We start from the raw sequence: 26,501 nt of genomic DNA on the forward strand, positions 1-26,501 counted from the left end.
GCGTGCCGGGCCGCGGGGGGGGGGGCGCCCCCCCCCCCCGGGGGGGGGGGGCCCCCCCGGGGGGGGGGGGGCCCCCCCCCCCCCGCCCGCGCCGTATTTCCGGTCCTCCCGGTGCCGGACACCGAGACTTCGTCACCGCCTTGACAGGTGACGCCACTCATGAAAGATTCATAACCAGTCAGGGCGGTGACGCACAAGGACACCGGCGATGCCGGACCGCCCGTCCGAAAGCCTTAAGGGCATCTGAAAAGGGGTTCGTCGTGGTCAGCATCAAGGGTGGACGCAAGCGGCTCGTGACGGGCGTGGTCTCGACTCTCACTGCAGGCCTCGCCCTCGGCGCGTTTGCCCTCAGCGGCACCGCGAACGGTGCGACGGGCACCGCCGAGGCGGGCCGGCACGTCAAGCCGACGATCGTCCTGGAACACGGTGCCTTCGCCGACGGCTCCAGTTGGAACGGCGTGATCGCCGACCTGCGGGCCGACGGCTACCCGGTCGTCGCCGCCGCCAACCCGCTGCGCGGCCCGGCCTCCGACGCCGCCGCCCTGCGGACGGTCCTCGACCACGTCAAGGGTCCGAAGATCCTGGTCGGCCACTCCTACGGCGGCAACGTCATCAGCGAGGCCGCAACCGACGACCCCGAGGTCAAGGGCCTGGTCTACGTCGCGGCCTTCCTGCCGGCGCCCGGTGAGAGCGCCCTGGAGCTGACCAACAAGTACCCGGGCTCCACGCTGCCGGACGCCCTCGACCCGGTCACCTACCAGCAGGCCGACGGCACCACCGCCACCGACCTGTACATCCAGCAGGACAAGTTCCGCCACCAGTTCGCCGCCGACGTCTCCGCCGGCCAGGCCGCCCTCATGGCCGCCGAGCAGCGCCCCATCGCCCAGTCCGCCCTGGAGGAGAAGGCCACCACCGCGGCCTGGAAGACCAAGCCCAGCTGGGACATCGTCACCACCCGCGACCTCAACATCCCCGCGGCCGTGCAGCGCTTCATGGCCAAGCGCGCCCACTCCCACACCACCGAGGTCGCCGCGTCCCACTCGGTCGCGGTCTCCCACCCGCACCTCGTCGCCGACGTCATCGAGCAGGCCGCCCGCGCCACCGTCCGCTGACATCGTCACGGATGACGAGACCGCTGGTTCCAGCGCCCCTCTTGTTCCGAACGCCCGTACACCTCACAGGTGTACGGGCGTTCGTGTGAGAAAGGACGTCAGACCTACGCCCCGAGGACGCCGCCGGACACCGGCGGGCGACCAACTGGGCGTGATCAGGCGTCGTAAGAGTAGAAGCCCCGTCCGCTCTTGCGGCCGAGGTGACCGGCGGCGACCATACGGCGCAGCAGCGCCGGCGCGGCATGGAGCGGTTCCTTGAACTCCTCGTACATCGATTCCGCGACCGCCTGCGCGGTGTCCAGGCCGATGAGATCCAGCAGTCGCAGCGGCCCCATGGGGTGGGCGCGGCCGAGTTCCATGCCCCGGTCGATGTCCTCGGGCCGGGCACTTCCCGACTCCACCATGCGCACCGCGCCGAGCAAGTAGGGCACAAGCAGAGCGTTGACGACGAAGCCGGAGCGGTCAGGGGCCTGGACAGGCTGTTTGCCCAGCTGCTCGGCCAGGGCCCGGGTACGGCGCAGGGTCTCTTGGCTGGTGGTCAGGGCCGGAATTATCTCGACGAGTTGCTGTACGGGCACCGGGTTGAAGAAGTGCAGACCGATGATCCGGCCGGGACGTTCGGTGGCGACAGCGAGGTCGACGATCGGGATGGACGAGGTGTTGGTGGCCAGCACGGCCTCGGCGTCCTCTACCGTCTTGTCCAGGGCGCGGACGACGTCGGTCTTGATGTCACGGTTCTCGGCGACGGCTTCGATGACGACCTGGCGGTCCGCCAGATCGCCGAGGTCGTGGGTGAAGGTGAGCCGGGCACGGGCCTGATCTCGCTGATGTGTGGTGAGTTTGCCGCGTAGCACGCCCCGGTCGAGAGATGCCGCAATGCGCCGACGGCCGGCGTCGGTTGCATCTGCTGAGATCTCGGCGACCCGGACGTCGAGGCCGCTCAGAGCCGCTACTTCGGCGACGCCTGAACCCATGAGGCCGCAGCCGACGACGCCTAGGCGGGTGACGGGTTCCATCTTGAGGTCCTCTCGCTTGGTTCGGACGTTACGCACGGCAGGTTGGAAGCGAAGTCATCGATGTGCATGCCACGAGCGAGATATGTCTCGGCGTAGGTGAACCACGACCGGGATGTCTTCCCGGAGGGGGCTGTGGAACGGCGACGGCAAAACAGTAGGACGACCTAGTAAATTACGTTAAGTGACAGCGCGTGTGAGCATGAGCACAACGCAGCAGGTCGGGATCGTCCAGCCGACGGCCCTCGAGGTGCGCAGCGGCCGGTGAGGGGCGCTTCGGAGCAGACACGTATCACTGTCGCCCGCGCGAGCCGGATCGACCACCTGGCCGGCCTGCGCAAGCGGACCCGATCGAGCGGATCGAATCACCGGCTTCCATCGTGTAGTCAAATCAGCCCTCAAGGTCTACCGTCGTAGACATGAGCGGCTTCGGCCGTCCACGTGCCGCGATCGACGCACGAGGAGGAACCGACAACCCGGCGGTGCCCCGCACGACCGGCATCGGGTCACACCGGCTGCACATGAGGGAGTGCTGATGACGACAGAGGCCCGAGTGGACACCCCGTGCCACCGAAAGGCGTCGCGCACTCGACCTCGCGGGCCTCGAAGTCGCAACGGCGGCGATACGCAGGCGCCTCCGACCGCCCTTCGAACATTACTGTGAAGCCCCGGCCCCGGAAATGCACCTGCGAGCACCTGTAGCCTCCGCCGGCCCTCCGGGTGTCCACCGACCGACCCGCGCTTTCGGCGGGAGGGCCGCGCTCCTGCGAGACCTCTGGTCTACGCCTGCCATCGGGCCGCGAAGGATTCGCAGTGCCTCGCGACGCCGAGCGGGCCACCGGCGATCCAGCCGCGACAAAACCCAAGGTCAACAGCCTCGAACGGGATTCGGGGGTTGACACTCTTCAGGTCGCTCCTATGATTATCCCCAATAGCGACCTGCGTGGAGATGAGCCGCCCACCACGACGGCGACGAGGCCTCGTGGTGGATCAAGAGATACGAGGACGCAATGTTGCGCTCTGACGTGAACGAACGTCTCAGTCTCGTCGGCGCCGGGACACCTGCGGGCGAGCTCTTTCGCCGGCAGTGGCAGCCGATCGCGACCGAGGCGGACCTGGCCGGGAACCCCGTCAAACGGGTGCGGATCCTCGGCGAGGATCTCGTGCTGTACCGCGCCACATCCGGCGAGCTGGGACTCGTGCGCGAGCGGTGCCCGCACCGCGGCGCCTCCCTCGGATACGGGTTTCCGGAGGAGAACGGGCTGCGGTGCCCCTACCACGGCTGGCTGTTCTCAGCGCGGGGCGAGTGTCTCGAGCAGCCCAACCAGGTGCCCGACTCACCGCAGCTCAAGTCCCGTGCCCAGATCACCGGCTACCCGGTCCAGGTGCTGGGCGGACTGGTCTTCGCCTACCTCGGTCCCGGGCCCGCACCGGCACTGCCGCGGCTGGACCTGTTCACCCGGGAGGAAGGGCCGGCCCGCTTCCGGGACATCGGATACGCGGTGATCCCGTGCAACTGGCTCCAGATCATGGAGAACTCCTTCGACCCGACCCACGTCGAATGGCTGCACGGTCATCTCTTCAACTACCACCTCGAACGCGAGGGCAAGGAGCCGACCGTCCTCGGCGGCCACCACATCAAGATCGGTTTCGACCTCGTCGACTACGGCATCATCAAGCGGCGCCTGCGCGAGGGACAGACCGAGGACGACGAGGACTGGAAGGTGGGCCACCCGGTCTACTTCCCCAACATCCTCAAGGTCGGCGGCTACGGGCTGAGCTCCTTCCAGATCCGGGTCCCGGTCGACGACACCCACACCCTGCACTTCTGGTACTGCTGGTACGACGTTCCCGAGGAGTACGGCCCCCTCGTGGACGACGTCCGCCACCTGCCGGACGCCTACGAGGTGACCCTGCAGAACGAGGACGGCAGCTTCCTGATGGACACCATCGACTCGCAGGACGCCATGGTGTGGGTGACCCAGGGTCCGCTCACCACCCGTGACGACGAACACCTCAGCTCCTCCGACCAGGGCATCGCCCTGTACCGCAACCTGCTGCGCAGCCAGCTGGAGATCGTGGAGAACGGCGGCACGCCGATGAACGTCACCGCGGCGGAGGACGCCAAGGACGTCATCGAACTGCCCCAGGAACAGAAGGAGCTGGGGATCGGCGGCGGGGGCGGCAATCCCGTGGCCTCCTTCCTGCGCACCCAGGCTCTCTACAGTCCGCGGCTGAGCGGACTGGCGCAGCGCATCGACTCCGCGCTGTGGAAGGCCGGTTGAGTCCGCCGTGGGGCACACCGACGACACCGGGTCAGCGGCCGGGACACCGTCCTGCGGCACCGGTCGGCATCTGAACACCGGGGGCATCTGCCAGGTGTGCGGAGAGTGGCTCCCCACCGCGACCTGCCGCGCGGCGGGCTGCGGGTGGACGGCCGCGATCGGCGCCCGCACCCATGAGGAGGCCGTCCGCCATCTGTGCGCGACCGGCCACACCATCCGCGTACTCGTCAACTGACGTGTGCGGGAGACGCGTTCACCCACGGTGGAGCCGTTCCGCCGCCCGTGAAATGAGAACCACGACATGCCGAAGCCAGGAACTGCTCCCCCGGCGGGAGGGCCCTCCTTCGGGCTGTTCACGCCCGTGGTGCAGCCCATCAACCTCCAGGACTGGGAGGACACCGCGGGCCCGGAGGACCTCGCCGCCGTCGTCACGGCGGCGGAGTCCCTCTCCCTGGACTTCGTCACCGTCGGCGACCACGCCGCCCTCACCGACGGTGAACGCGCCCTCTACGGCAGTGCCCGGTTCTTCGATCCGGTCGCGACCATCGGGTTCCTGGCCGCCCGCACCCGGCACATCCGGTTCGCCACGCACGTCTACCAGATCCCGCTGCGCAGCCCGCTGATCACCGCGAAGGCCTTCGCCACCCTCGATGTGCTCTCACAGGGCCGGGTCATCGCCGGGTTCGGTGTGGGCCGGCGCGCCTACGAGTCTCAGGCCGCACGGATCCCCTTCGCCGAACGTGGAGCGATCGCCGACGAGTACCTCGCGGCAGTGCTCCGACTGTGGGAAGGAGAGCCGGTCAGCAGCCGGGGCACCTACGTCACGATGGACCAGCTGATCTGCCGGCCGGCTCCCGTGCAGCGGCCGCGGCCGCCCGTCTGGGTGGGCGGCGACCGCGCCGTCGGACTGCGCAGAGCGCTCGACCTGGGCGACGCCTGGACCCCCTGGGCACTGACGCCTCATCAGGTCACGGAGCTGCTGGACCGAGCCGCCGCGGCACGCGGAGGACTGCCCGAGGACTTCCGGGTCGTCGTCCCCATCGCCCCGCTGGGCGGTCGCGCACCGCGCGGCCGGCCCGCTCCCCCCTCCGCCGCACCGGGCGCGCAGGCCACGCAGGCCTGCCTGGAGCTGGTGGAGCGCTGGCGGTCGGCGGGCGCCACCGACTTCATCGTGGACCTGCCCAGCCCCAGCCAGTCCGCACTGATCGAGGCCATGACCTGGTTCGGCTCGGACGTGCTGCCCGAGGTCCGGCCGGATGCCGCCGGCCCCGGCACCACCCCTCTTTGCTGATCACACCCCCTCAGGAAACCCAAGCCGTCCCAAGGAGCATGTGAGATGCCACAAAGGATCGTCGACGTCCACGGCCACATCGTCGCGCCGTCGGAGCTCTACAGCTACCGGGAGTTCCTCATCGGCACCCGCGGCCACTACGGCCGCCGGCTGAAGGGATTCTCCGAGGCGCGGGAGGGGATGAGCCACGGCCGTACCGGCGTCATCCCCCCCGAGGAGCTGAAGCACTTCGCCGAAGAGCACATCGCCTGGCTCGACCGGGTCGGCACGGACGTGCAGCTGGTGTCGGCGCGGCCCTACAGCCTGATGCACTCCGAGAAGCCGGCCCGGATCGTGCACTGGTGGGCGGAGACCGTCAACGACGCCATCGCCACCCAGGTGCAGTTCTTCCCCGACCGGCTCCAGGGCATCGCCAACCTTCCGGTGGTGTGGAACGAACCCGTCGATGTCGTCTTCGACGAGCTGGACCGCTGCGCGAACGAACTCGGTTTCGTCGGCGTGCTGCTGAATCCGGACCCCAGCGAGGGCCGGGCCCCCATGGACGTTCCGGGCCTGGGCGACGAGTACTGGTACCCGCTGTACGAGAAGCTGGTGGCGTACGAGATGCCGCTGCTGGTGCACTCGGCGGGCTGCGTCTCCATCCGCGAGAACCAGAGCCTGCACTTCATCAACGAAGAGTCCATCGCGGTGATGTCGCTCGTGCAGTCCGACGTCTTCGAGACGTTCCCCGAGCTGAAGGTCATCGTCCCGCACGGCGGCGGCTCCATCCCCTACCAGGTCGGCCGTTTCCGCGGCACCTACTGGGAGGGCACCGGCCGGGGCGGCACCTTCGACGAGGCCATCCGCAAGCTCTACTACGACACCTGCCTCTACACGGAGGAGGCGCTCGGGCTCCTGGTCAAGGCGGTGGGCAGCGACCGTGTGGTGCTGGGTACCGAACGGCCCGGCGACGGCTCGCACAAGAAGACCCCTGCCGAGGGCTGGGCCGACGACATCGCCGCCGTGCTGCGCGGCAACGCGGCCAACTCCACCGCCGATCTCGACCTCATGCTGGGCGACACCGCGCTGGACATCTTCCCGCGGCTGCGCAAGAACCTCGAGGCCGCGGAGTCCGGACGATGACCGGGAACGCGGTCGCCGAGCCGCTGGCCCCGGCGGAGAGAAAGCAGTTCCTGCGCCTGGTGAGGGAGTTCGCCCAGGAGAAGGTGGCCCCGCGGGTCCAGGAGTACGACGCCGCGGAGAAGCTGCCCGACGACCTCCTCGCCGAGATGGCCGGCCTCGGTTTCTTCGGCGGGGTGGTGCCGCCCGAGTGGGGCGGCCTGGGCCTGGACCACGTCACCTTCTCCCAGGTGATCGAGGAGATATCCCGGGTCGACCACTGCCTGGGCGTGCTGATGAGCATGCCGTCGGCCCTGGTGGGCGCCGGGCTGCTCACCTTCGGGACCGACGAACAGCGCAAGCGCTGGCTGGTTCCGCTCGCCGAAGGCAGGATCTTCGGCGGCGCGGGCGTCACCGAGCCCCGCTCGGGCAGTGACGTCGCGGGCACCAGCACGCGCTACGAGCGGACCCGTGACGGCTACGTGCTGCACGGCGCCAAGGCCTGGATCACCAACCTCGACCGGGCCTCGTTCTTCGTCACGTTCGCCACCGCGGACCCGTCCCTGGGACGGCGCGGCCTGTCCGCCTTCATCATTCCGGCCGACGCGCCGGGGGTGCTCAAGGAACCGGTGCACAACAAGCTCGGCTTCCGTCCGCTGTGCACCGGAGGCCTGACCCTCGGCGGGGTGGAACTGGGCGAGGAGGCACTGCTGGGCGAAGAAGGCCAGGGCTTCGCCGTCGCCATGACCGCCGTCGAGCGAGGCCGGCTGTCGGTCGCCTCCCGGGCGGTGGGTCTCGCCCAGAGCTGTCTGGACGCCTCGGTCGGCTACGCGGTGGACCGGGTCGTCTTCGGCCAGCCCATCGCCAACTTCCAGATGGTCCAGCACAAAATCGCCAACATGGCGGTCTCCGTGCAGGCGGCACGGCTGCTCACCCAGCAGTGCGCCGAGGCGATGCAACGCGGCGAACGGGCCCGCACCGAGGCGAGCATGGCCAAGCTGTACGCCAGCGACACCGCGCAGTCGGCCGCCACGGAAGCCGTGCAGATCCACGGCGCCTACGGCGTCTCGGAGGACTACGGAGTCGCCCGCGCCTACCGTGACGCCAAGGTGTTCCAGATCGTCGAGGGCGCCAACGACATCCACCGCCTCCTCATCGCCCGCGACGCCCTGGCCACCGCCGGCCGGGAGAGCGGGTCATGACCCAGGCGTCGGCTCCGACCGCGCACGGGACCATCGCCCGGGTGCGCCGCCGGATCCAGGTCCTACGGGCCGGCGCCGCCCTGGGCGAGGCGACCGGCCGGACCCTGCTCGAACCACTCGGTCTGCCGTTCGTACCGATGACGACAGCCGGCTCGGCGCAGGAGGCCGTCGCGGCCGCGGCCGGCTTCGGGGGCCCGGTGGTCCTCAAGGCACTGTCCGACGCTGTGATCCACAAGAGCGACGCCGGGCTGGTCCGACTCGGCCCGGCCACCGCCGAGCAGGTACGCGACGCCTACGCCCAACTGCGGGCCACCAGCGAGAACCTGGGTCTTGAGGACGCTGTCGTCGGGGTACAGCCGATGATCGGGGCCGGTGTCGACATGTTCCTCGGCTGGGTACGGGACGCCACATTCGGCCCGGTGATCCTGACCGGCATGGGCGGGGTGACGGTCGAGCTGTTCCGGGACGTGGCGCGCGCGGTCGCCCCGCTGACGGCAGCTGACGCGGCACGCATGCTGGGGTCGCTGGCCTGCGCCCCGCTGCTGGCCGGCTACCGAGGCCAGGAACCGGTGAACACCACCGCTTTCTGCCGGCTCGTCGCCGATATCAGCGCGCTGGCCATGGCACTGCCCGAGGTGGCGGAGCTGGATCTGAACCCGGTACGGATCCTGCCGGACGGCACGTGCCGGGTGCTCGACGTCGGCATGGTCCTCACCGGCGGCGCGCCCGCCGGGGCCGGCGGTGCCGTCCGTCCCGCGCCCGACCTTCGCCCGCTGGCCAGGCCGGACAGCATCGTCGTCATCGGCGCCTCCCGGGATCCGGCGAAGCCCGGCGGACGGGTGCTGCGTTCCCTGCGCGGGCACGGTTTCACCGGTGCCCTCTACCCGGTCAACCCCTCGGGCGGCGAGGTGGACGGCCTGCCCGCGGCCGCCTCACTGGACGACCTGCCCGTCGTGCCGGACCTCGCGTGCATCGCGCTGCCGGCCGCCGCCAGCGTGGACGCGGTGCGCGAGTGCGTGCGCAGGGGGGTGCCCGCCGCCATCGTCTACGCGTCCGGGTTCGGCGAGGCGGGCGCGGACGGCAGTGCCCTGGAGGAGCGATTGCGGCGGGCCGCCGAGGGCTCACGCACCGTCGTGTGCGGCCCCAACACGATCGGGGTGGTCTCCGCCCACCACCGGATGGCCGCCACGTTCAGCCAGGCCGTCGACGGGCAGGTGCTGCGGCCCTCGGGGACGTGTGTGATCGCCCAGAGTGGTGCCGTCGCCGGCAGCCTCGTCTCGCACGAGCTGACCCAGGGATACGGCATCGGCGACTGGGTCACCGTCGGCAACCAGACACAGCTGGACGTCGCCGACTACCTCGCCTACTTCGCCGGTCTGGACACCACGGACGCCGTCGCCGTGTTCCTGGAGGGTGTGGTGGACGGGGCACGTTTCCGCGGGGCGCTGCGCACGGCCCGGGAGGCCGGGGTACCGGTCGTCGTGTTCAAGACGGGCGTCACCGCGGCGGGCAGGCAGGCGGTGGCGTCGCACTCCGGCGCGCTCGCCGGCAGCGAGTCCGCCTACCGGGCGGTTCTGGAACAGGAGGGCGCCGTCCAGGTCTCCGAGATGACCGAACTGCTCGAGACGGCCTGGGTGCTGGGCAGTGTGCCCCGCCCCGCGGGCCGGCGCATCGCGGTGGTGACCACCTCCGGCGGCGCGGGCAGTGCCACCGCGGACCTGATCAGCCAACAGGGCCTGGATGTCGCCCGGTTCGGCGACGCCACCACCGAGGCGCTGGCGCGGGCGCTGCCGGCGTTCGCGCACGCGGCCAACCCGCTGGATGTGACCGCGGAGGGCGCTTTCGCCGCTGGCACGCTGCGCCGGACGCTCGAACTGGTCGCCGACGACCCCGGGGTGGACGTCACCTGTGTGGTGCTCACCAGCATCGTCGGGCAGGACGCGGTCCGGGTCGCCCGGGAGATCGCCGACGCCGGCGGGCCCGGCCGGCCGCCGGTGCTGGTGACCTGGCTGGTCGCCCGGGACCTCGCCGAGGAAGGCATGCGCCTGCTGGCCGAACGGGGGATCCGGGTGTTCGCCGAGCCGGCCCGCATGGCCCGGGCGGCGGCCCGCCTGGTCGCGGCCCCGCCGCGGTGACCGATCACCGACAGTCCTGAAAGGAACGTCTTTCATGAGCACCACCGAACTGGACGACCTGCGAGCCCTGGTCGCCCTGTCCTGCCGGATACTCGCCGCCACGGGATGCGTCCGGGAGATCACCGGCCACGTGAGCGCGCGGGTGCCGGGAACCGACCGGTTCCTGGTGCGGTGCCGGCCGCCGCAGGACCCCGGAGTCGAGTTCACGGTCGTCGACGACATCAAACTCGTCGGTCTCGACTCCACCAACGCCGACCTGGACGGCGGTTACGCCCTGCCCGGAGAGTGGCCCATCCACACCGAGCTGTACCGGGCGCGCCCGGACGTCGGTTGTGTGGTGCACGGTCATCCGCGTGCCTCGCTGCTGTGCGGGGTGCTCGGCCTTCCGATGCAGCCGGTGATCGGCGCCTACGACCCGGGAGCGATGGAACTCGCCGTGCGGGGCGTACCGGTGTATCCGCGGGCGGTCCTGATCAGCGACCGGGAACTGGGCGGCGCGGTCGCGGCCACGATGGGCGACGTCGACGCCTGTCTGCTGCGCGGGCACGGGATCGTCGCGGTCGGGGAGGACGTCCAGCAGGCCACCGTCCGTGCGATCAAGCTGGAGACGCTGGCCGACCTGACCCTCGGCTTGCACAGCGTGGGGGACGCCACGCCGGTGCTGCTGAGTGACGAGGACGCGGCGGAGGTCGCGGACTTCGTCGACAGCCGCAAGGCCGCGCAGACCTATGCCCACTGGACGTGGGACTTCTACCGGCACTCGCTGGGCGCGGCCGCCGATGTCACGAGGAGGAACTGAGATGGCGCAACTGGTGGGTGGCGCGGGCGTGTCCCACAGCCCGCAGCTGTCGATCGAGCCGGGCGGCTGGCGTGCGCACGGGGACCTGGAGCAGGGCAGGCTCGCCGAACTCGGCCTGCCGCCCACGACCCGGACCGCGGGCGAGCTGGAGGGGGAACTCGACCCGCATCTGATGGCGGCCCGGCACGAGGCCTGCCAGCGGGCTCTGGAGCGGACCCGGCAGGAGTTGCTGGACCTGCGGCCGGACGTCCTGGTGGTGATCGGTGACGACCAGCGGGAGCTGTTCCTCGACGACATCATGCCCGCCCTGTCGATCTTCTGGGGCACGTCCCTGGACGACCGGCCGCCGGGCATGGCCGGTTACCCGCACACGATGGAGTCCGCCTACCCGTACTACCACGCGGAGCAGGACGACACCTACGAGACCGATCCCGTACTGGGACTGCACCTGGTCGAGCAGCTCGTCGAAGCGGGCGTGGACGCCGCGCAGTTCACCGAGCAGCCGACGGACCGGACGCTGGGGCACGCGTTCACCTTCATCTACCGCAGGCTCTTCGAGGGGCTGCCCCGGCTGCCCCTGGTGCCGATCATGCTCAACACGTACTACCCGCCCAACCAGCCCACGCCGAAGCGGTGTGTGCAGATCGGGCAGGAGCTGCGGGCGGCGATCGACAGCTGGGACTCCGACAAGCGGGTCGCCCTGATCGCGTCCGGCGGTCTGACGCACCCGATCATCGACGAGAAGCTCGACCGCGGGCTGCTGGAGGCGCTGGAGCGGCACGACACGGACGCGCTGGCCCAGCTCCCGGTGGAGGGGCTGACGGAGGGAAGCTCGGAGATCCGCAACTGGATCGCCGTGGGGGCGGCCATGCGGGGCCTGCCGGGCAGGACCGTCGACTACATCCCCGCCTACCGCTCGACGGCCGGCTCCGGCTGCGGCATGGGCTTCTTCACCTGGGCCGAGGACGGCTCATGAGCGAACTGCGCGAGCGGCTGGCCGCGTTGGACACCTGTTTGATCTCCGACGCGCTGGACTCGCTGGGCCTCGCGGGCGCGGTGGCCGGAGTGCTGCCCGTCTGGGAGGGCGGCCGCCTGGCCGGGCGGGTCGTGCCGATGCGCACCGTGCCCGCCGAAGGCCGGTCCGCGCCACGCCACTTGGGGACCGCCGCGCTCGAACTGGCCGAGCCCGGCGACATCGTCGTGGTGGAACAGGCCGAGGCAGGGACCGTCCCGGTCTCGGCGACGTGGGGCGGGCTGCTCGCCCTGACGGCGTCCCTGCGCGAGGTCGGCGGGATCGTCGTCGACGGCGCCTGCCGGGACGTGGACGAGATCCGCGAACTCCGGCTTCCGGTGTCGGCGCGCGCGGTCGTCCCCTTCACCGCGCGCGGCCGCTACATCGAGGACACCGTCGGCGAGCCGATCGTCTTCGCGGGTGTGCCGGTGAACCCGGGTGACTGGGTGGCCGCCGACGCGAGCGGGGTGGTCTTCGTGCCGTCCGCGCGCATCGGCGAGGTACTGGACATCGCCGAACGGCTGGTGGCCAAGGAGCGGTTGATGGCCGAGGCCCTGCGGCGCGGGGACGCGCCCTCCGCGGTGCTGGGCCGGAACTACGAGGAGATGCTCGATGGAGAGTGACCAGACGGTCGCGCGGTTGCGCGAGATCGGCACATCCACCCTGTCCGACGCCCTGGACCGGCTCGGCCTGCCCGGTGCCGTGCCCGGTGTGCTGCCCTTCGACACCGGACTGCGGCTGTGCGGGCGGGCGTTCACCGGGCAGTACGAGCCGGTCGACGAGAACGGGGGCACGGTCGGCGACTACATCGACGACGTCGCCCCGGGCGAGATCGTCGTGCTGAACAACCACGGCCGCCTGGACTGCACGGTGTGGGGCGACATCCTCACCTACGTCTCCTCGGCGCGCGGCATCGGCGGCACGGTCATCGACGGGGTGTGCCGTGACGTCGGGCCCAGCCTGGAGCTGCGGTACCCGGTGTTCACCCGGGGCCGCACCATGCAGACCGGCAAGGACCGGGTCCGTCTCGCGCACACCGGGCGGCCCGTCCTGCTGGGGCAGGTCGAGGTCGTGCCCGGGGACTTCGTGGTGGGGGACGCGGACGGCGTCGTCGTGCTGGCCGCCGCCGAGGCCGAGCGGGTGCTCGCGGTCGCGGTCGAGATCGACGAGGCCGAGGACCGTATCCGGCGGGCCGTCGCCGCCGGTTCCCGGCTGGACGAGGCGCGCGCCGAGGCCGGCTACCACGTGCTCCAGACCCGCGGCGGCGCACGGTGAACGCGACGGCGGTGGACCTGCACCCCTACGGGACGGCGACCCTGCACGAGTCGGGGGCGGTGCCGCTGCCACCGCGGATCCGCCCGCTGGACCGGACCTGGTGGGTGTGCGGGCGGGTGTTCACCGTGGACGCCGCGCCCGGTCACAACATCTGGCTGCACCGCGCCATCTACGCCGCCGAACCCGGCGACGTCCTGGTGGTCGCGACCGGCGGCGGCTTCGAGTACGGCTACTGGGGCGACATCATGACCCACGCCGCGCGCGAACGCCGGCTGGGCGGCCTGGTCATCGACGGCTGTGTCCGGGACGGCAGCGATCTGCTCCGGATGGGTCTGCCCGTCTTCGCTCGCGGCCTGTGCGTGCGCGGCACCGGCAAGGACCCCTCCCGGGGCGGTCTGCGGGGGGAGTTGAGCATCGGCGGGGCGACCGTGTGCTCCGGCGACATCGTCGTGGGGGACGCCGACGGGGTCGTGGTCCTGCCGGCCGAACAGATCGACGTGGTGGCGGCCCGTGCGTACGAGCGGGAGCAGAAGGAGGAGTCGGTCCGTACCCGGCTCGCCGCCGGGGAGTCGACGCTCGACATCTACGGACTGGCATGAGCGCCGTTCGCGGGCTGGGCATCGTCGGCTGGGGCGCGGCCGGCCGGCTGATGGCCGCCGCGGTGGCCCGCACCGGCCGCTTCCGGCTGGCCGGGGTGGCGGACGTCAGTGACGCAGCCCGGACCCGGGCGGCGCGGGAGACGGGCTGCACGGTGTTCACCGACGTGGCCGGGCTGGCGGCCGCGCAGGACGTCGACGTGCTCTACGTCGCCTCCCCGACCGCCCACCACCTGAGTGCCGTACGCACCGCGGCCGGCCACGGCAAGCAGGTGATCAGCGAGAAGCCCCTGGCCGCGACGCTCGAGGACGCGCGGGCGGCGGTAGAGGCGGCGCGCGCGGCGGGTGTCGTCCTGCTGGTGGGCGCGACGCACAGCAGCGACGCGCCGGTGCGGGCCCTGCGCCGGGTGGCCGCCACCGGGCGGCTCGGCCGTCTGCTGTCGGTGTCCTCGGTCTGCCACACCGACTGGCACACCAGGCCCCGCTCCCCCGCGAACCTGGACGCCGGACTGGGCAACGGACTCGTCCTGCGCCAGGGCGCCCACCAGCTCGACATCCTGCGGTACGTGTGCGGAGGCCGTGCCGAGTGGATCTTCGGGATGCCGTTCGGCGGCACCGGCGGCACCGAGCTGGGGTTTTCGGCCCAACTCGGTTTCGCCGACGGCGTCCACGCCAGCGCCTACTACGACGGCACCGGCGCGTTCGACGGCCGCCTGCTGACCTGGGGGGTGGGGGAACTCGCCACGTTCGACATCGCCCCCTCCCCCGTGCTCGGCAAGTACTTCGCCCTGCCGGGGCGGGACGATGCAGGGCGGGTGTGCCCGATGTTCGGCGCCACGGTCGCCACGTTCAGCGGCGGGGCGGCCTGGGTGACCCCCAAGGGCCTGCTGCTGCGCGAGGGACAGCACGTCAACGAGGTGCTGGTGGACGACGAGCCCTCGGGATGGGACGCCGCCCTCGCGGAGATGGACGCGGCCCTCGACGGGCAGCCGCCCGCCCACGACGGTGCCTGGGGCGTCGCCACGCTGGAGACGTGCCTCGCGCTGTACGAGTCGGCCCGCACGGGCGCGCCCGTCGCCCTGCGCCACCAAGTGGGCCTGCCCCAGGCCCTGGTATCAAGCACCAAGGAGAACCCGTGATCATCGATGCCCACGCACATCTGAACGCGCCGGCCGAACTGTACGCCTACCAGGCCTCGTTGCTGTCCTCGCGCGGCACGCACGGACAGTTCGGCGCCGGGGTCACCGACGCCCAGCTCAAGGAGTACGGCGAGCGCACGGTCACGACGATGGACAGTGTCGGGACCGACGTGCAGCTGATCTCGCCGCGCCCGTTCTCGTGCGCGCACTCCGTCGAGCCGGCCCGTGTCGTGCACTGGTGGACGGATGCCGTGAACGACGCGATCGCCCGCCAGGCGGCCCAGTTCCCGGGGCGGCTGGCCGGTGTCGCCGGTCTTCCGCAGGCCTACGGCGAGACCCCGCGCGAGTGGGCGGTGGCGCTGGGGCGGGCGGTGACCGAGTTCGGCATGGTCGGCTGCGTCCTCAACCCGGACCCCTCCGAGGGCACCGGACATGTGGCGCCGCTGGGCGACGAGTGGTGGTACCCGCTCTTCGACAAGCTGGTCGAGCTGGACGTGCCCGCGCTCATCCACTCCGGTGGCTGCCAGAACGGCCGGGAGACCTACAGCGAGCACTTCATCACCGAGGAGAGCATCGCGATCCTGTCGCTGCTCAACTCCGAGGTGTTCCTGCGCTATCCCACCCTGAAGATCATCGTCGCGCACGGCGGCGGCTCGGTGCCGTACCAGATCGGCCGGTGGCGCGCGGCCCGGGCGCACCCCAAGCTGCGTCAGGGACAAGTGCTGACCGAGTCCTTCGACGACAGTCTGCGACGCCTGTGGTTCGACACCGTCCTGCACCACCCGCTCTCCCTGGAGCTGCTGCTGCGGACGGTGGGCTGGGACCGGGTGCTGTTCGGCACGGAGAAGCCGGGCAGTGGGAGCGCGCCCGATCCGCTGACCGGTCACGACTTCGACGACATCCGGCCGGTGATCGAGGGCTTCGGGTTTCTCGACGAGCGGCAGAAGCAGGCCGTCTTCTCCGGAAACGCGCTCTCCGTCTTCCGGATCCCCGGTGTCGACAGGGCCTGAGACGGACGAAGGGGCCGTCGTCCCGCGGTGTTCACCGCGGGACGACGGCCCCTTCGCGCGCCCGGCGTGCCGTGGTTCAACGGTGCAGGAACCGCTCGATCGCGTCCCGGGCTTGGGGGGAACCGGCGAGGGACGAGATCATCTCGCTCTCCCGGGCCAGCTGGGCGGAGAGGGTCCGGCCGGCCGCCGATTCCAGGAACAGCCGTTTGGTGGCGATGAGCGCCGCCAGCGGCACCGTGCCGAGGTCCCGGGCGACTTCCCGCGCGCGGTCGACGAGTCCGGTGTCCTCGACGACCTCGCTCGCCAGCCCCCAGGCGACCGCGTCCTCGGCGCTCACCACGCGGTTGGTCAGGGCGAGTTCCAGTGCGCGCCGCGGGCCCAGCAGTCGGGGAAGCGTCCAGCTGGCGCCGTTGTCGGGAGAGAGCCCGACGGCCGTGTAAGCGAGCCGTATCCGGGTGGAGCGGGCCACCAGGATGATGTCACCGGCCAACGCCAGTCCGACGCCGGCGCCCGCGACGGCGCCCTGGACGGCGCAGATCACGGGTACCGGCAGCCTGTGCAGGTTCTCCCGTGCCGCGTGGGCGGCGTCGGCTACCGCCTTGACGTAGCCGCCCAGGTCGTCGCCGTGCGCGGCGAAGGAGCGGAGGTCACCGCCCACACAGAAGTTCTTGCCCTCGGCGCGCAGGAGGACCGCGCGCAGGCCGGATCCGACGGCCACCTCGGCGGTGGCCGAGCGGAGCTGTTCGGCGGTGTCGAGGTCGAGTGCGTTGGAGCGGCCGGGCGAACTCAGCACCAGCTCGGCCACATCGCCGGCATAGCGGATCTGCACCCTGGAGTCGGTCACGGGGCGTTCTTCCTCACCTGGTCGTCGTCGGGTCTCACAGGTCCAGCACGAGTTCGTCGGACGCACAGCTGCCCACGCAGATCATCATCGAGGTGTGGCCGGCACGGTCGTTCTCGGACAGGACCGTGTCGCGGTGGACGGGCGTGCCGCTGAGCACCTTGGTGTCGCAGGTGCCGCAGAAGCCCTCCTCGCACGAGTAGGGGACCTCGGGGCGCAGTCGGCGGACGGCGTCGAGGATGGTGCATCCGTCGGTGACGGTGGCCGTCTCGCCCGTCTGCGCCAGGACGACGGTGAAGTCCCGCTCGTGCCGGTCCGGGGCGGTGTGGGGCGCGGCGTCGCCCGGGGTGGGCGCGGGGGCGGTGAACAGTTCCGTGTGCAGGGTGAGGTCGGGTCTGCGGGCGACGGCGGTGCGCAGGGCCGCGAGCATGGGCGCGGGGCCGCAGGCGTAGACCGCGCCGCCGTCGCCCGCGCCGGCGACGATGCCGTCGAGGTCGAGCAGTCCGTGGACGTCTTCGGGGAGCACGGCGACGGGGGCTCCCGCGGCCGCGGCGAGTTCGGCGATCGCCGGGACGAAGGCCATGGACCGCGCCGAGCGGCCGCCGTAGTGGAGGGACCAGGCCGTGCTCCTGGAGGTGGCCGCGCGCGCCATGCCGAGGATCGGGGTGATGCCGATGCCGCCGGCGACGAAGGTGTAGGAGGGCGCGGGCAGCAGCGGAAAGTCGTTGCGCGGGCCGCGGACTGTGAGCTCCCGGCCCACGAGGGCCGTGTCGTGGATCTCGGCGGAGCCGCCGCGCCCGTCGTGGGCCCGCAGGACGGCGACGGTGTAGCCCGTGCGGTCGTCGGGGGCTCCGCACAGCGAGTACTGCCGGATCAGCCTCGAGGGCAGCCGTATCTCCAGGTGGGCGCCGGGCTCCCAGGCGGGCAGTTCACCGTCGTCGCGGCGGGCGAACCGGATCGAGACCACGTCGTCGGCCTCGTGGCGGACCTGCCTGACGTGGAGGCGCAACTCCTGAAGGTGCTGGTGGCCGGTCATGACGCCTCCTGAGGGCGGGCATGGGAGGGGACGGGTCTCCGTCGGTATGTCCGCTGCGGGCCGCCGGGCTCTCGCGCTCCGGCAGGCTCAAGGGCCCCACTCAGCGGGCATAACTAGTATAATCAATCGTCTTTAATCTGGCTACGGTGGTGCCGCCCCCTCCGCACGTGGGGTGCGCGGGCTCGTACCGCGCCTGCTCGCGGCCTGTTCCGGCGCTCGCGAAAGGTTGTTGCGAGGGCCTGACGCGTATGATGAATAGAATTTTGGGAGCGTTCGGCGACCAGTCGAGAGGTGTGGGCCGCATGACGGATGGCGAGTCGGGCAACGGGGAATCCAGAGGGCGGGAAAGGGCTCCGCGACGCCGTCCCGAGAGCCGTCGCGCCCAGAAGGCCGCCCTGGTGATCGCCCAGCGCATTGTCGACGACATCACCGAGGACAAACTCGCCCCCGGCACGAAGATGGCCAGCGAACGCGACATGCTGAGCCGTTTCGAGGCGGGCCGGGGAACCCTGCGGGAATCGCTGCGCTTTCTCGAGATGAACGGCGTCATCACGGTGAAGGCGGGACCGCACGGCGGTCCCATCGTGTCCGAGCCCGACGCCCAGGACCTGGCCGGAGTTCTGGGCCTTTTCCTGCAACTGCGCGGCCTGCCCTTCAAGGAACTGGTGTCGGCGCGGGAGATTCTCGAACCCGAACTGGCGGCCCTGGCCGCCGCGGTCTCCGGCGGCGACGTGGCGGACGAGATCACCGATTCCATCGACGGAATGCGGCAGTTCCTGGACGACGAACAGAACTTCCTAGCAGAGAACGACCGCTTTCACGCGGCCGTGGCGAGCGCCGCCGGAAACGGGCTGTTCGCCCTGCTCATCTCGTCCCTCCATGCCATCACGGACGGTATGCCGCTCGGCGTGAGTTATCCGCTGGAGCGCCGCGAGGCCGTGCTCCGTGCCCACGAGGCCGTCGGCGAGGCGATCACCTCCGGTGACGCCGAGGGTGCCCGGTGGGCCATGCGCCGGCACATGCGGGAGTTCCGGCGCTATGTCGAGGAGAAGTTCCCCATGGTGTACGAGCGTCCGGTGCGCTGGCGGGATGTCGCGCCCTGACGGACGGGCGGGGGGGGGGGGGGGGGGGGGGGGGCACCCCCCCCCCCCCCCCCCCCCCCCCGCCCGCGCTTCTCGGCTATTTCGAATGCACCAGATTCCAGACCGTGTTGCGCAGGTCGGTGAATTCGTCGGACACCTGGTACTTCAAGGGCCGGGGCCGCGGCGTGGGGCAGGCGAGCACCTCACGCACCCGTCCAGGACGCCCCGAGAGGACCACGACCCGGTCCGCGAGGTAGATGGCCTCGCCGATGTCATGGGTGACGAAGACCGTCGTCGTGCCGGCCTGGACGGCGATCCGCTGCAGTTCGATCTGCAGTTCCTCCCGCGTCTGGGCGTCCAGGGCGCTGAACGGCTCGTCCATCAGCAACAGTTGCGGATCGATCGCCAGGGCCCGCGCAAGGTTGGCGCGTTGCTGCATTCCACCGGAGATCTGGTGCGGGTAGTAGTCCTCGAAGCCTTCCAGACCCACCAGCTCGATGAGTTCCTGTGCCTTGGCACGCACGGCTTTGCGCGACCGGTCACGACGGTGCGGGGTGCGCGCCCGGAGTTCCGTCCCGAAAGCCACGTTGCGCAGCACGGTCCGCCAGGGGTAGAGGCTGGCCTGCTGGAAGACGAAGCCCGTGCGGGCGCCGGCGGCGGTGCCGTCCCCGACGCCGATCGTCCCGCTCGTGGGAGGCATCATGGCGGCGATGAGCCTGAGCAGGGTGGTCTTGCCGCAGCCTGACGGGCCCACCACGGCGACGAACTCGCCGGGCTCGATGTCGAGGTCGATGCCTTCCAGCGCGGTGAGTGTCCGCCCGTTGTTCGGCTGGGAGAACCGCATGCCCACGTCCTTCAGGCGCAGGGCGGCTCCCCCGGTGCCGGTCGTAAGGGCGCCGTCGGTTCTCAGGTCAGCTCGCATCGGTCCTCCAAGGGCAGGTCATGCGCTCGACGAAACGCAGGAACGTGGTCAGGACGACTCCCAGGGCGGCGAGGAGGATGGTGCCGACGAAGACGTCGGCCGTGCGGAACTGCTGGGCCCCTTGCAGGATGAGGAAGCCGAGCCCCTTCTGGGCCCCGAAGAAATCGGCGACCACGATGCCGACCAGGCCGCGGCCGACGGCGAGCCGCAGCCCGGTGAAGATGAAGGGCAGGGCTCCCGGCAGCGCCACCTTGAGGAAGCGCTCCAGCCAGCCGGCCTTGAAGGAGGAGGCGACGTCGTTCCATTCACGCGCCAGGCTCTCCACACCGGACAAGGTGTTGATGGCGACCGGGAAGAACGCCATGAGCACCACGATGAAGGCTTTGGCCCCGAAACCGAATCCGAGCCAGATGATGAAAAGGGGTGCGAGTCCGATGCTGGGCGTGGCGTAGAGCGCCAGCACCCAGGGTTCGGTGGCGTACCTGACGTACCGGAACTGGCCCATCAGCAACCCGACCACCACGCCCAGGACGCCGGCGACGGCGAACCCCGCGCCGAACTGCCGCAGGCTGGTGGTGACATGCCCGGCCAGCTCACCTGTGGACATCAGGTCGCCGAGGGCCCGGCCTATCTGGACAGGCGACGCGAGGACCAGCGGATTCACGTGGAACACGACCGTCGCGCCCTGCCACAGGGCGATTCCGCCGACGATGGAGATCCATCCGATCCAGAATCCGGCCCTGTTCCCGGCCCGGCGGCCGAAGAGCCGCCGTGGGCGTGCCGTCGGCGCGGGCGCGGCGGCGGAGGACGGCGCTGCCGTCCGGTCGCCGGCCATCAGGCGCCCGCCGCACGGTTGAGAAAGCGCTGGTCCACGAAGCCTTCGATGCTGGTTCCCTTTTTCATCGTCCCGTGGTCGACGAACGCCTTGACCGCACCTTCCAATGCGGCGATGTCGATCTTCCCGTCCGCCGGGAAAAGGGCGTCGGCACGTTTTCCGGTGAGCCAGTATTCGTAAGCCTGCTGAATGACGGAAGCGGGTGAACCGAGAATGCGTGAGACGCGGCGCACGAGTTCTTTCTCATTAGCCGGGTCGTGCATCCAGCGCAGGGTGTGCAGCCACGCCCGGCAGAAAGCGACCAGTGTCGCGTCGTGACCGGAGGCGAAACCTTTCGTCGTGACGACGAAGCCGGACGCGAAGTGCGGCATGGTGTCATAGAGCGAGCCGAGCCGCCGCAGCCCCTGTTCCGCGGCCTGGAACTCCACGGGCGAGGTGACGACGGTCGCGTCGGCCCGGCCGTTGCGCACCGCCGTGAAGCGCTCGGCGGTGCCCCCGGCCGTGAACATCCGGTAGGAGCCTGTGCCGAGGCCCGCCTTCTGGAGCGTGGTCGTCAGCGCGACCGTGGAGACCGTGCTCGGCCCCGAGGTGGCGATCGTACGGTTCCGCAGGTCGGCGAGTCCGGAGATCCCGCGCTTGGCCACCACGCTCCAGATGGGGGCGTTGCACAGGCCGGCGATCGCGATGAGGGAGGCGCCCTGCTGGCGGGCGACGACCAGTTCCGAGCCGCCGATCTGCAGGTCGAAGGAGCCGCCCATCAGCCCGGCCGTCATCGTGCTGGTGCTCTGCCCGATCGTCGTCCTGATCTCCAGCCCCTCCTTGGCCATGAAGCCGAGGTCCTGGCCCAGGGTGAGGGGGGTGGTGGCGAAGTTCTGTTCCTGCACGGCGAGCCGGAGCACCTTCTTGCCGTTCGAGGAGCCGCCGGCCCGCGCACTGTTGCCCGTGAGCGAGCCACAGGCCGTTGCGGTGCCGGCGGCGGCCGCCGCCAGGAGGGTCTTGAGGGTCTGCCTTCGTGAACACGCGCTGAGCATCGTTGCTCCCGTCTGCGCCAGGATGCGTGGTGCCACTGGTGTGTCACCACGCTTGCGACCAATCGCTCCTATGATTAGCCTATAACGCGCACAGGGTCTAGCAGCGTGCACGAACTGATCGCCCGTATGCTCCTGTCCATGAGTACTGTGCAGCCTGCCCGCAAGCGTGACGGGGCCGCGACGCGTGAGGCGATCCTCGCCGCGGCGGTGGTGGAGTTCACCGAGCATGGATACGCGCGAGCCGGGGTCCGGCAGATCGCCGAGCGCGCGGGTGTGACAGCGATGATGATCAATCGCTACTTCGGTTCTAAGGAACTGCTGTTCGCGCGCGCCGTGGACCGCGCCTTCGAACCGCCGACAGTGGTCGGCGACGAACGCCCCGGGCTCTCGCGCACCCTCGCGCACACGCTCGCCGAGCGAACCGCGCCCGGTGCTGAACGACTCGATCCGTTCCTGCTGATGCTGCGCTCGGCGCCGGACCCGGAAGCGGTGGACATCCTGCGCCGCGGTATCGAGGCGCATGTCGGCACTCGGCTGGCGGGTCTGCTGGTAGGGCCGGACACGGACGTCCGGGCCCAGCTCGGGCTCGCCCTCGTCGCGGGGACATGGCTGCTCCGCACCGTCGTGGGAACCTCGGCGCTCGCGGCGGCCGACAACGACATGCTCGCGGACTTCCTGACGGACATGCTCACACCCGTGACCGGGGAGACGGCCGCCGCCGCTCCCGCCTGAGGCGGGAGCGGCGGCGGCGCGGTGCAGGTGCCGTGCCCCCACGGTCCGGCACCCGCACCGGCAACCGCGTTCTGTCCGTGGTGTTCTCAGAACGCGGAGCGGATGAGCCCGCCGTCGATGCGGATGGTGGCACCGCTGACGTACTGCGCGTAGTCACTGCACAGGTACGCGACCGCGGCCGCGATCTCGTCCGGCTCGCCGAAGCGCTCCTGGTCGTTCGGAATCAGGGCGTTCACCGCGTTGGGCTGGATCTCCTCCCAGGTCTCGCCCCAGCCGCGGGCCGGGCCGATCTGGGTGACGAGTTCCTTCGTGGCCTCGACGAGGATCGCTCCGGGCGAGACCACGTTGGAGGTGACGCCCGTGCCCTTCAGGTCACGGGCCAGCGAGACGGCGAGGTTGTGCCGCGCCGCCAGGGTGGCGTTGTACTGCGGGTGGGTGTTCATCGGCTGGGAGGCGAGTCCGCCGCCGATCGTGATGACCCGGCCCCAGCCGCGCTCGCGCATCGCGGGGACCAGGTGCTGGATCATCCGCACACCGGAGACCACGTTGATGTTGTAGGTGTCGCGCCACTCGTCGGGGGTGGCCTCGGCCCACGACAGGTGCCGGTAGAAGCCCGCGTTGTTGACGAGGATGTCGATAGGACCGTCCGCGACGGCCGCCTGAGCGACCTCGGCAGCGGTCGCGTCGTCGGCCAGGTCGCCCAGCACCGTGGTGGCGATGCCGCCGGCCTCACGGATCTCCTGCGCGACCTTCTCCGTGCGCTCCTTGTCGCGACCGTGGATGACCAGCGCGGCACCCTCGGCGGCCAGCAGCTTCGCGGTGGCCTCGCCGAGCCCGAGGCTCGAACCCGTGACGAGCGCCCGCTTTCCGGTCAGGTTGAGGTTCATGTCGTGGTTCCCTCTCGAAGTGTGTCTCTACGAACAAGTATACACAAGTAGACTTCTGATGCGAAGGGATGTCGCCACCCCCGGAAAGAGGGGCCGATCAGCCCGGCAGGGCAGGGCCGTGTCAGTTCACCGAACGGATGGTTCCGCCGTCCACGCGCAGGTTCGCGCCGCTGATGTAGTCGGCCAACGGGCTCGCGAGGAAGACGACCGCCGCGGCGATCTCCTCGGGGCGCCCGAAGCGGTTGGTGTCGTTGGGCACCCAGCTCTCCGCCGCCGCCCGCTCGATCTCCTCCCACGTGTCGCCCCAGCCGTGGCCGGGCGCGATCTGCCACAGCAGGTCCCGCACCGCGTCGGTGAGGATCGCCCCGGGCGCCACCGTGTTGGAGGTGATACCGCTCCCCTTCAACTCACGTGCCAGGGACACGGCGAGGTTGTGCCGGGCCGCGAGCGAGGCGTTGTAGTGCGGCTGCGCCGACATCGGCTGGACGGCCAGACCGCCGCCGATCTGGATGACGCGGCCCCAGCCGCGCTCCCGCATCACCGGGACCAGGTGCTGGATCATCCGCACCCCGGAGAGCACGTTGGTCTGGTAGGTCTCCGCCCAGATCTCCGGCGTGGCGTCCATCCAGCCGACCTGGTCGTATGCCCCCGCGTTGTTGACCAGGATGTCGATCGTGCCGCCGGCGAGCGCCGCGGCGGCGACGGCCTCGGCCCCGGCCGCCGTCCCGAGGTCCCCCACCGCAACCTCCGCCCGGCCGCCGCCCGCGAGGATCTGGGTGGCCGCGGCGCGGGTACGGACCTCGTCCCGGCCGTGCACCACGACGGTCACCCCCTCGCGGGCGAGCGCCTCGGCTGTCGCACGGCCCAGGCCGGCGCTCGAACCGGTCACCAGGGCGCGCTTTCCCGTCAGTTGCATATCCATAGGTATGCACCTCTCTTATCGGCGGAGTTTTCTCAAGTGTGCCCCTTGTGGACACAGATCACGTGTTTTGAAGCACGTGTCGGCTACGACGAGGCCGTTGATACGTGTGGACGCGAGCGGCATCTGCCCCGGCGCGGAAATGCGTGGGGTGTCTCCGAGGCGCCGCGGCCTTCGGGAGGTCGACCGGAGCAAGCCAAATCGGAGGAGTTCCGCACTGATGGGCCAGCTGCGCACCGCGGTGCGCACGCTCGCCGACGTCGACGTCGCCCCGGACGAACTGCTCACCCGGCTGGACGACGTGGTCCTGCGCCTGCAGAGCGAACAGACCCGGTCCACCGGGTCGGAGACGGACAGCGCGAGCACCGGGATCTGCGCCACCTGCCTGTACGCGGTGTACGACCCGATCACGCGCCGCTGCACCGTGGCCCGGGCAGGACACCCGGAGCCCGGCGTCGTGTTCCCGGACGGCACGGTCGACTTCCTCGACGTGCCGCTCGGCCCGCCGCTGGGCCTGGGCAACCTGCCCTTCGAGTGCGCCGAGACAGAGCTTCCCGCTGCGCCTGATCCGGTCCGCGACCCTCATCTGTGAGGTCTCCGACGAGAGCGTCGCGGCTCCGCATCTGCGGCGTGCGCGGACCCTCGACGAGGGCGGCCGGGGACTTCTGCTGGTGGCGCAGCTCAGCCGACGATGGGGGACCAGGCAGACCCCCACCGGGAAGAACATCTGGGCCGAGCAGCCGCTCTCCGCCCCTTCCTGAGCCGTCAGGACGCCTTCAGGTTCCGCGCACCCGACGGGGTGATGGCGAACAGGACGGCGCCGAGGCCGAGGAGGGCGAAAATGATGGTGTGCAGGCCGCTGTCCGTGGCCCGGTCGCCGAAGGAAAGGCTGATCAAGCTGGACGACAGCACGGCGCCCAGGTAGGTGAACGTGCGCATCAGCCCGGCGGCGACACCCAGGCTCTCGGCTGGTGCCTGCTGGTAGAGCGCCGCCTGGTTGCCGATGACTCCGAGACCGGAGACGACGCCGAACACCATGGTGATCAGGATCATCACCCAGATCGGTGTGTCCGAGGTGAACAGCAGCAGTCCGGCAGGGCCGACGACCGCCGCTGCGGCCGTGCAGTACAGGGCGGAGCGCACCAGGTTGCGCCGGGCGAACGGGATGGAGACGAGCGCTGCGAACACCGACATCGGCAGGATCAGCAGACCCACACCGATCGCGGACAGCCCCCGGGTCTCCTGCAGCCACTCGGTGAGGCCGTACAGGATGCAGTAGTTGAGCAGGAAGGTGAGGCAGACCCGCAGGTAGGTGGCGCTCAGCGGCCTGTTCCTGGCGAGCATCCGCACATCCACGAAGGGGTCCTGCGTCCTGCGCTCCCACACCACCAGGGCGGCGAGCAGGATCACGACGAGGGCGCAGAGCGGCCACCGCGGGTGGTGCAGGTCATTGAGGAAGAGCATCAGGGAGGCGATGGTGCCGGCGAAGAGCACCATGCCGGGGACGTCCAGCCGGGCCGGGGGCACGCCGTCGGCGGTGTGCTCGGCGCGGGGCGGGTCGCGGGGCACCCAGATGAGCGTCATCACCACGCCGATCAGCACCAGGGGCACGTTGATCAGGAAGGTGACCCGCCATCCGGCGGCCGCCGCCAGCACGCCGCCCAGCGGCAGCCCGAGGGCCGAGGTGACCTGCGCCGCGATGGCGAGCGCGCCGAGCGTGCCGCCGGTGTGGGCGGGCTCGTGTTCGGCGGCCCACCGGCGCACGATCACCATCGCGGTCGGGTAGCCGGCCGAGGTGCCCACGCCGAGAATGACGCGGGCCACCACCAGGGTCGCCAGGTTGGTCGCGACGGTGCCCAGGGCACCGCCGATCCCGACCAGGGTCAGGCCCGCCACGAAGACACGGCGCGGGCCGAGCAGTTCGGCGAGCTTGCCCATCGTCGGCTGGCCGATGGCGCTGGCCAGGTAGAGGGTCGACACCAGCCAGATGGTCGACGCGGCACCGGCGTGGAAGGTGTGCCCGATGGCGATGAGGGTCGTGGCGATGATGGAGCTGTTGATGGGGTTCAGCGACGACCCGAGCATGAGGGGGACGGTGAACCGCCAGCCGGGACCCGCCGCTGCCTCGTCACCCCCGGCCGGCTGCCCTCCGGCCCCTCCCGCCGCATGGCGGGCTGACGTTGCTTTACGTATGTCCATGCGAACAACTATACAGGTAACCTGAACAGGTAGCCTTAACATGTTGCGAA

General features: G+C 70.7%; 25 protein-coding genes and 1 pseudogene. 17 read left to right on the plus strand and 9 right to left on the minus strand.

What is annotated here, in order from left to right; translation table 11 throughout:
- The first annotated feature begins 260 nt into the window (after positions 1–260).
- Positions 261–1,112, plus strand: coding sequence for an alpha/beta fold hydrolase (locus tag ACFY16_RS35395; RefSeq protein WP_390651334.1), 852 nt, complete (start codon positions 261–263; stop codon positions 1,110–1,112).
- A 155-nt stretch (positions 1,113–1,267) separates the two neighbouring features.
- Here ACFY16_RS35395 and ACFY16_RS35400 read toward each other — a convergent pair whose 3' ends face one another.
- The gene (locus tag ACFY16_RS35400; protein WP_390651335.1) at positions 1,268–2,128 is read right to left on the minus strand and encodes a 3-hydroxybutyryl-CoA dehydrogenase; all 861 of its coding nucleotides are present in this window, start codon (positions 2,126–2,128) and stop codon (positions 1,268–1,270) included.
- Positions 2,129–3,150: 1,022 nt separating this feature from the next.
- On the opposite strand from ACFY16_RS35400, the gene ACFY16_RS35405 reads away from it, so the two are divergent.
- The 13 genes from ACFY16_RS35405 (at position 3,151) to ACFY16_RS35465 (ending at position 15,967) form a co-directional block, all read left to right on the plus strand.
- The gene (locus tag ACFY16_RS35405; protein ID WP_390651336.1) at positions 3,151–4,410 is read left to right on the plus strand and encodes a Rieske 2Fe-2S domain-containing protein; all 1,260 of its coding nucleotides are present in this window, start codon (positions 3,151–3,153) and stop codon (positions 4,408–4,410) included.
- Between the two features lie 7 nt (positions 4,411–4,417).
- Positions 4,418–4,645: a hypothetical protein gene (locus tag ACFY16_RS35410; protein WP_390651337.1), complete on the plus strand. Its 228-nt coding sequence runs from the start codon at positions 4,418–4,420 to the stop codon at positions 4,643–4,645.
- Between the two features lie 66 nt (positions 4,646–4,711).
- Complete coding sequence (locus tag ACFY16_RS35415; RefSeq protein WP_390651338.1) at positions 4,712–5,701, plus strand: TIGR03619 family F420-dependent LLM class oxidoreductase; 990 nt, start codon at positions 4,712–4,714, stop codon at positions 5,699–5,701.
- Positions 5,702–5,746: 45 nt separating this feature from the next.
- The gene (locus ACFY16_RS35420) at positions 5,747–6,823 is read left to right on the plus strand and encodes an amidohydrolase family protein (RefSeq protein ID WP_390651339.1); all 1,077 of its coding nucleotides are present in this window, start codon (positions 5,747–5,749) and stop codon (positions 6,821–6,823) included.
- A complete protein-coding gene (locus tag ACFY16_RS35425; RefSeq protein ID WP_390651340.1) occupies positions 6,820–8,001 on the plus strand; it encodes an acyl-CoA dehydrogenase family protein in 1,182 nt (393 codons plus the stop codon). The genes ACFY16_RS35420 and ACFY16_RS35425 overlap by 4 nt, the downstream gene beginning before the upstream one ends.
- Complete coding sequence (locus tag ACFY16_RS35430; RefSeq protein WP_390651341.1) at positions 7,998–10,136, plus strand: acetate--CoA ligase family protein; 2,139 nt, start codon at positions 7,998–8,000, stop codon at positions 10,134–10,136. Before ACFY16_RS35425 ends, ACFY16_RS35430 begins: the two co-directional genes overlap by 4 nt.
- Positions 10,137–10,170: 34 nt before the next feature.
- Positions 10,171–10,935 carry a class II aldolase/adducin family protein gene (locus tag ACFY16_RS35435; RefSeq protein WP_390651342.1) on the plus strand — a complete coding sequence of 255 codons (765 nt, stop codon included), beginning with the start codon at positions 10,171–10,173 and terminating at the stop codon, positions 10,933–10,935.
- A gap of 1 nt (position 10,936) precedes the next feature.
- Complete coding sequence (locus tag ACFY16_RS35440; RefSeq protein WP_390651343.1) at positions 10,937–11,911, plus strand: hypothetical protein; 975 nt, start codon at positions 10,937–10,939, stop codon at positions 11,909–11,911.
- Positions 11,908–12,570: an RraA family protein gene (locus ACFY16_RS35445; RefSeq protein ID WP_390651344.1), complete on the plus strand. Its 663-nt coding sequence runs from the start codon at positions 11,908–11,910 to the stop codon at positions 12,568–12,570. Before ACFY16_RS35440 ends, ACFY16_RS35445 begins: the two co-directional genes overlap by 4 nt.
- A complete protein-coding gene (locus ACFY16_RS35450; protein WP_390651345.1) occupies positions 12,560–13,222 on the plus strand; it encodes an RraA family protein in 663 nt (220 codons plus the stop codon). The genes ACFY16_RS35445 and ACFY16_RS35450 overlap by 11 nt, the downstream gene beginning before the upstream one ends.
- Positions 13,219–13,821, plus strand: coding sequence for an RraA family protein (locus tag ACFY16_RS35455; protein ID WP_390651346.1), 603 nt, complete (start codon positions 13,219–13,221; stop codon positions 13,819–13,821). The genes ACFY16_RS35450 and ACFY16_RS35455 overlap by 4 nt, the downstream gene beginning before the upstream one ends.
- Positions 13,818–14,957 (plus strand): Gfo/Idh/MocA family protein, encoded by a 1,140-nt coding sequence (locus ACFY16_RS35460; protein WP_390651347.1) that lies wholly within the window; start codon positions 13,818–13,820, stop codon positions 14,955–14,957. The genes ACFY16_RS35455 and ACFY16_RS35460 overlap by 4 nt, the downstream gene beginning before the upstream one ends.
- Positions 14,954–15,967: an amidohydrolase family protein gene (locus tag ACFY16_RS35465; RefSeq protein ID WP_390651348.1), complete on the plus strand. Its 1,014-nt coding sequence runs from the start codon at positions 14,954–14,956 to the stop codon at positions 15,965–15,967. The genes ACFY16_RS35460 and ACFY16_RS35465 overlap by 4 nt, the downstream gene beginning before the upstream one ends.
- A 76-nt stretch (positions 15,968–16,043) precedes the next feature.
- On the opposite strand, the gene ACFY16_RS35470 is transcribed toward ACFY16_RS35465, so the two are convergent.
- Complete coding sequence (locus tag ACFY16_RS35470) at positions 16,044–16,811, minus strand: enoyl-CoA hydratase/isomerase family protein (RefSeq protein ID WP_390651349.1); 768 nt, start codon at positions 16,809–16,811, stop codon at positions 16,044–16,046.
- 34 nt (positions 16,812–16,845) lie between these two features.
- Positions 16,846–17,844 (minus strand): PDR/VanB family oxidoreductase, encoded by a 999-nt coding sequence (locus tag ACFY16_RS35475; protein WP_390651350.1) that lies wholly within the window; start codon positions 17,842–17,844, stop codon positions 16,846–16,848.
- A gap of 302 nt (positions 17,845–18,146) precedes the next feature.
- On the opposite strand from ACFY16_RS35475, the gene ACFY16_RS35480 reads away from it, so the two are divergent.
- The gene (locus tag ACFY16_RS35480; RefSeq protein ID WP_390651351.1) at positions 18,147–18,947 is read left to right on the plus strand and encodes a FadR/GntR family transcriptional regulator; all 801 of its coding nucleotides are present in this window, start codon (positions 18,147–18,149) and stop codon (positions 18,945–18,947) included.
- Positions 18,948–19,023: 76 nt separating this feature from the next.
- On the opposite strand, the gene ACFY16_RS35485 is transcribed toward ACFY16_RS35480, so the two are convergent.
- From ACFY16_RS35485 to ACFY16_RS35495, 3 genes are read right to left on the minus strand one after another with little or no spacing between them, the layout of a single operon-like run.
- Positions 19,024–19,848 (minus strand): ABC transporter ATP-binding protein, encoded by an 825-nt coding sequence (locus ACFY16_RS35485; RefSeq protein ID WP_390651352.1) that lies wholly within the window; start codon positions 19,846–19,848, stop codon positions 19,024–19,026.
- Positions 19,838–20,683, minus strand: coding sequence for an ABC transporter permease (locus tag ACFY16_RS35490; protein ID WP_390651353.1), 846 nt, complete (start codon positions 20,681–20,683; stop codon positions 19,838–19,840). The genes ACFY16_RS35485 and ACFY16_RS35490 overlap by 11 nt, the downstream gene beginning before the upstream one ends.
- Positions 20,683–21,825 carry an ABC transporter substrate-binding protein gene (locus tag ACFY16_RS35495; RefSeq protein ID WP_390651354.1) on the minus strand — a complete coding sequence of 381 codons (1,143 nt, stop codon included), beginning with the start codon at positions 21,823–21,825 and terminating at the stop codon, positions 20,683–20,685. Before ACFY16_RS35495 ends, ACFY16_RS35490 begins: the two co-directional genes overlap by 1 nt.
- Before the next feature lie 27 nt (positions 21,826–21,852).
- Here ACFY16_RS35495 and ACFY16_RS35500 point away from each other — a divergent pair, with 27 nt between their 5' ends.
- Complete coding sequence (locus tag ACFY16_RS35500; RefSeq protein WP_390651355.1) at positions 21,853–22,446, plus strand: TetR/AcrR family transcriptional regulator; 594 nt, start codon at positions 21,853–21,855, stop codon at positions 22,444–22,446.
- Positions 22,447–22,532: 86 nt separating this feature from the next.
- On the opposite strand, the gene ACFY16_RS35505 is transcribed toward ACFY16_RS35500, so the two are convergent.
- Both ACFY16_RS35505 and ACFY16_RS35510 read right to left on the minus strand, forming a co-directional pair.
- The gene (locus ACFY16_RS35505) at positions 22,533–23,333 is read right to left on the minus strand and encodes an SDR family NAD(P)-dependent oxidoreductase (RefSeq protein WP_390651356.1); all 801 of its coding nucleotides are present in this window, start codon (positions 23,331–23,333) and stop codon (positions 22,533–22,535) included.
- A 121-nt stretch (positions 23,334–23,454) separates the two neighbouring features.
- On the minus strand, positions 23,455–24,255 hold the full coding sequence (locus tag ACFY16_RS35510; RefSeq protein ID WP_390651357.1) for an SDR family NAD(P)-dependent oxidoreductase: 801 nt from the start codon (positions 24,253–24,255) through the stop codon (positions 23,455–23,457).
- Between the two features lie 202 nt (positions 24,256–24,457).
- Between ACFY16_RS35510 and ACFY16_RS35515 the strand changes: the two are divergent.
- Positions 24,458–25,013 (plus strand): annotated as a pseudogene (locus ACFY16_RS35515) (ATP-binding SpoIIE family protein phosphatase); the annotation flags it as partial.
- Positions 25,014–25,017: 4 nt separating this feature from the next.
- On the opposite strand, the gene ACFY16_RS35520 reads toward ACFY16_RS35515, so the two are convergent.
- Positions 25,018–26,451 carry an MFS transporter gene (locus ACFY16_RS35520; RefSeq protein ID WP_390651358.1) on the minus strand — a complete coding sequence of 478 codons (1,434 nt, stop codon included), beginning with the start codon at positions 26,449–26,451 and terminating at the stop codon, positions 25,018–25,020.
- Positions 26,452–26,501: the final 50 nt, after the last annotated feature.

The organism is Streptomyces sp. NPDC001315 (assembly GCF_042896175.1).
GTDB lineage: Bacteria > Actinomycetota > Actinomycetes > Streptomycetales > Streptomycetaceae > Streptomyces.